Raw genomic sequence first — 5,008 nt, 5'->3', positions numbered from 1 at the left:
TGCTGGTCGGGGCGGCGCGGCCGGTGCCGCACCGGGTCGACGTGGCCCGGTTGCGCCGCGACGCCGAGGCGGGCGGCGCGGTGCTGGACCTGCTGCCGCTGACCGACTCGGCCGTCACCAGCGTGGTCGGCGAGCTGGTCGGGGCCGCGCCGGGGCCGGGGCTGCGGCGGGTCGCGGCGCGCGCGGGCGGCAACCCGCTGTACGTGCGGGAGGTCGCCGACGCGCTGGTGCGCGAGCGGGCGGTGCTGGTGTCGGCCGGGATCGCCGAGGTCGCCCCGGACGTGCTCGACCGCACCCCGGTGTCGCTGGTGTCGGCGGTGGCCGACCGGCTGGACTTCCTGACCGACCCGACCAGGCAGGTGCTGCGCTGGGCGGCGCTGCTGGGCGGCGAGTTCTCCGTGGAGGACCTGTCGGTGGTGCTGGCCAGGCCCGTGCCGGACCTGCTGGGCGCGTTCACCGAGGCGGTCGCGGCCGGGGTGCTGCGCGACGCGGGGTCGCGGATGGCGTTCCGGCACCCGGTGATCCGGCAGGCCCTGTACGAGGGCACCCCGTCCGCGCTGCGCACCGCGCTGCACCAGCAGGCCGCGCGGGCGCTCGCCGAGTCCGGGGCGCCCGCCGAGCACGTGGCCGGGCAGCTGATGGCCGCGGCGGGCGAGGTGGACGCGTGGGCGGTGCGCTGGGTGGTCGGCAACGCGCAGCCGCTCGGGGACCGGGCCCCGCTGGTCGCGGTGGAGCTGCTGCAGCGGTGCCTGGCCTCGCCGCGCGCCCCGCAGGACACCCGGTCGGCGCTGGCCGCGCGGCTGAGCTCGGTGCTGTTCCGGGTGGGCCGGGACGCCGAGGCCGAGGAGCACGCCCGGCGCGCGCTGCCCGGTCTGCGCGACGCCGACCAGGTCGCCAAGGCCCGCTGGACGCTGGCGTACGTGCCCTACCGGGCGTCCCGGCCGCGCGCCGCGCTGGCGGAGCTGCGGGACGCGCTGGCCGACCCGGTGCTCACCGACACCTGGCGGGCGCGGCTGCTGTCGCTGCTGTCGCTGGTGCAGCGGGCCGGGGTCGGGGACCTGGACCAGGCTGCGGTGAGCGCGCGACAGGCCATCGCGGTGGGCGAGCGGGCGGGCGACCCGTTCGCGATCGGGCAGGCGCTGGAGGTGCTGTGGCAGGTGGAGGCGGTGCGGCGGGACTACGCGCGGGCCGTCGGCTACCTGGACCAGGCGCTCGACGTGGTCGGCACGGACGTGGCGCTGGCCGACCTGCGGCTGGTGCTGCTGGACAACCGGGTGTTCACGCTCCAGTGCCTGGACCGGCTGGACGAGGCCGGGCAGGTGCTGGAGCAAGCGTTCCGGGTGGCCGGTCCGGGCACGCCGGTCGCCGGGTTGCAGGTGGCGTCGGCGGTGCACGGGTTCTGGCTGGGCGACTGGGACGGGGCGGTGGCGCGGCTCGGGGCGGTCATGGCGGACGCGGAGGAGTTCACCGGGTTCGGGCTGCGCGAGGGCGGGCCGGTGCTGCTGCTGCACGGGGTGGCCGCGCTGATCGCCGCGCACCGGGACGACGGGGCGGCGCTGGCCGCGCACCTGGCGGCGGGGGCGAACCTGCCGCTGGTCACGGCGGCGGACCGGGAGAACTGCGACTTCCTGGTGGCGGCCGAGGCGATGGGGGCGGCGCGGGCCGGTGACGAGGCGGGGGCGGTGCAGCTGCTCGGGGCGATCCTGGACACCCGGTTCGCGCAGATGATGCTGCGGCACCAGTGGTTGCCGGACCTGGTGCGGTTGGCGCTGGCCTGCGGGGACCGGGCCACGGCGCGCGAGGCCGTCGAGGCGTGCGAGGCGGAGGCGGCGCGGGAGAGCACGACGGCGCGGGCGGCGGCTGCGGCGCGGCGGTGCCGGTGCGTGCTGGAGGGCGACGCGGACGGGCTGGCCGAGGTCGCCGGGCACTACCGGCGGGCCGGGCGGGTGTTCGAGCTGGGGCAGACCCTGGAGGACCGGGCGGTGCTGCTGGCCGGGCGGTCCGGGGTGGGCGCGGCCGAGCGGGGGGCGGCGCTGGGCGAGGCGCTGGCGGCGCACGAGGCGCTGGGCGCGCGGTGGGACGTGCGGCGGCTGCTGGAGCGGGCGGGCGGGGACTGAACCGGTGCGGGCCGGGCGCGCGGGGATCGGGCCGGTGGGGATCGGGCCAGTGGGGATCGGGTTCGGGGTGCGGGAGCGCTCCCGGTCCACTCCGGACGGTCGGCGCGCCGCGTCCGGGCGGTGCTCGGGGCCACCCCTGCCCGCTCCCCCTGCGGCCCTCCCCCGGTTCGGGGCCGCGCGGGGACCGGTCACGGCAGCGGACCCGCCGGACCGCTCTCCTCGGCCACGAGCGGGGCGCCGATCACCCCGTCCCGCGACATCACCCAGTCCGGGTCGGCGGGAGCCGGGCCGCGCGGCGCGGGCACGGCCTTCGGCGCGCCCGTCGCCCTGATGCCCCGCACGAGCAGGTCGACCACCCGGCGCATGTCGGCCTTCCGGTCCACCGGCCCGCCGTCACCGCCCCGGTCCGCGCCGGAGGGGGCGGCCACCTCAGATCATCCCCTTCCGCAGCGCGTACGCCACCGCGTGCGGCCGGTTGCGCAGGTGCAGCCGCGTCGTGATGCCGTAGAAGACGTTCTTCACAGTCCGCTCCGAGTAGCTGAGCCTGGTCGCGATCTCGGCGGTGTCCAGGCCCTCCGCGATGAGCCGCAGCACGTCGGCCTCCCGCGAGGTGAGCCGGTCGGGGCCGGTCTCGGTGGCCACCAGCTCGCGCTGGAGCCGCTGCACGTGCCTGAGCAGCTCGGCCACCAGGTTCGGCGGCATCACCCCGCCGCCCTCGGCCGCCGCGAGGACGCTGCGCAGCACCCGGTCGCCGGTGGCCGCGGTGCGCGGCACGATCGCCACGACCCGACACTCGGCGGCGGTGAGCACGTCCGCGTCGCCCACCTCGTCGAGCACCAGCACCACCGGCGTCCCCGCCTCGGTCGCGGCGCGCCGCAGCCGGGAGGTGACCTCCTCGGTGAACTTCGGCACCGCCACCACGGCCACGTCCGCGCCCGCCCGCTCGCGCTGCCCCACCAGCACGACCTCGGACCTTCCCGCGAGGTAACTCGTGAGCCCCGCAAGGCTGAGGTGGTCGGTCGACTGCACCGCCACCCGAACTCGCTGATCCACCACTGCCTCCCACAGTCCCGGATTGTGCGAGTCCGACTCTGCCGGTGGCCGCTTCACGCGTTCTCAACCGCTTCTACACGACTTCTCCAGGCAGCCGCTCCAGCCGCGCCGACCAGTGCCGGTGGGCCGCAGCGACCAGGTCGGGCAGCGCGGTGGTGGGCCGCCAGCGCGGGTAGTGCGCGCGGAACTTGGTGGTGTCGGTGCTCCAGTAGCGCACGTCGGCGTAGCGGGGTTCGGGGTCGTAGTCGAAGGCGACCTGGTGGTCGGTGAGGTGCTCGTAGCCCGCGATGGCCTCCAGCAGGGAGCAGCTGCGCTCCCGGCCGCCGCCTGCGTGGTAGACCTCGCCGGGTCTGGGTGCCATGGCGAACTGCCAGAACATCTCGACCAGGTCGGCGACGTCGAGCACGTCCCGCACCTGCTTGCCGCCGAAGCCCCGGACCACGAACGGGGAGCCGCGCAGGGCGTCGCGGACGAGGGCGGAGACGAAGCCGTGCTGCGCGAACGGGGACTCGCCGGTGGTGGCGACCAGGCCCGCGGTGCGGAAGACGCCGACGGCGACGTCGAGCCGCTTGCCGCTGTCCTGGGCGGCGAGGTCGGCGGCGAGCAGGGCGGTGCCGCGCGGGGTGCGCTCGACGTGGTCGACGTGGCGGGCCTCGGGCAGGCCGCGGTCGTGCGCCGGGTGGTCCTCGGGCAGGTCCCAGCGGGTGGCGGTCTCGACCAGGGGCAGCAGGTTGGGAGCGGTCCCGTAGACCTCCACGCCGGAGTTCAGCACGAACACCGCGTCCGGGCAGCGGGCGTGCACGGCGTGCAGGAGGTTCGAGGTGCCCACCGCGATCAGCATCGGGTCCTGGCCCTCGGGCTCGCGGCCGGTGTGGACGACCAGGCGCACGTCGGCGCCGTACTCGGCGAGCACGGTGGAGACGGCGGCGCGGTCGGCGAGGTCGACGCGGTGGTGGCGGAAGCGGGCGGTCGGCTCGGCGGGGGTGGTCGGGCCCGCGGTGGCGTCGAGGCCGACGAGCAGGTCGTAGCGGGGGCCGAGGGCGCGCACCACCTCGCCCCCGACGAGCCCGGTGGGGTCGGTGACCACGGCGATGTCCATCGGTGCGCTCCTCGGCTCGGGGGTGATCAGGGCCTGCGGAAGAACTCGACCTCGCCGAGGGCGATGTGCCCGCCGGGTGGTTGACCGGCCGCGCCGGTGATCACCAGGCGGACCCGGACCACGTCGCTGACGCCGGTGTTCCACTGCTGCGGGCCGGGCTTGTCGGCGAGCTCGACCCGCTCGGCGCGGGTCGTGCCGTCCTCGGCGGTGGTGATCACCTCCAGCGAGGAGGGCCTGCCCTGGGCGGCGAACTGCTGCTGGTCCTCGGCGGCCCCGGTGTGCACGATCAGGGCGAGCAGGCGGAACGGCTCGGCGAAGGCGAACTCGATCGAGTCGCCGACGGCCGGGGCGCCCCAGTAGCGGTTGCTGGCGCCGTCGACGGCGAGGTTCGACGGGTGGTCGGGCAGCTGGGCGCTGGCGGCGGTGCCCGAGGGGCCGACCGGGGCCGGGGTGGCGAGCTTGTCCAGGGTGTCCTGCCACAGGTCGACCGCGCGCGGGGAGAAGAGGTAGCCGGCGATCAGCAGGGCGGCGATCGCGGCGATGGCGGCGAGCCTGCGCAGCAGCCGGGACCGGTCGCCGCGCCAGCGCCTGCGCTGCCTGCGCGCGTCCTGCCGGACGCGCTGCTCCGGGTGGAGCGGGGTGGCGCAGCGGCGGCAGAAGCGGCGGTCGGGCGGGTTGGCGGTGCCGCAGTTGGGGCACAGCGGTCCGACGACGCCGTCCCGGATCGGGGTGGTGGCCT

The 5,008-nt window shown here is 77.0% G+C and carries 4 protein-coding genes and 1 pseudogene; 1 reads left to right on the top strand and 4 read right to left on the bottom strand.

Features of this window, described 5'->3' with window-relative positions:
• Window positions 1–2,117, top strand: a pseudogene (locus ACTUAL_RS08390) (BTAD domain-containing putative transcriptional regulator); the annotation flags it as partial.
• A gap of 188 nt (window positions 2,118–2,305) precedes the next feature.
• Here the strand turns inward: ACTUAL_RS08390 and ACTUAL_RS08385 are convergent.
• The 4 genes from ACTUAL_RS08385 to ACTUAL_RS08370 all read right to left on the bottom strand — a co-directional run.
• Window positions 2,306–2,545: a hypothetical protein gene (locus ACTUAL_RS08385; protein WP_440899847.1), complete on the bottom strand. Its 240-nt coding sequence runs from the start codon at window positions 2,543–2,545 to the stop codon at window positions 2,306–2,308.
• A 1-nt stretch (window position 2,546) separates the two neighbouring features.
• Window positions 2,547–3,170, bottom strand: a complete 624-nt coding sequence (locus tag ACTUAL_RS08380) for a helix-turn-helix transcriptional regulator (protein WP_096497789.1) — start codon at window positions 3,168–3,170, stop codon at window positions 2,547–2,549.
• 73 nt (window positions 3,171–3,243) lie between these two features.
• Complete coding sequence (locus ACTUAL_RS08375) at window positions 3,244–4,269, bottom strand: NAD-dependent epimerase/dehydratase family protein (RefSeq protein ID WP_440899846.1); 1,026 nt, start codon at window positions 4,267–4,269, stop codon at window positions 3,244–3,246.
• A 26-nt stretch (window positions 4,270–4,295) separates the two neighbouring features.
• Window positions 4,296–5,008 (bottom strand): NADase-type glycan-binding domain-containing protein (locus ACTUAL_RS08370; RefSeq protein WP_440899845.1); only part of this gene is annotated, 713 nt, incomplete at its 5' end.

The sequence above is a fragment of the Actinosynnema sp. genome, assembly GCF_052038725.1.
Note: the sequence above shows the minus strand (reverse complement) of the source record. Positions and strands in the feature narration are given on the sequence as shown.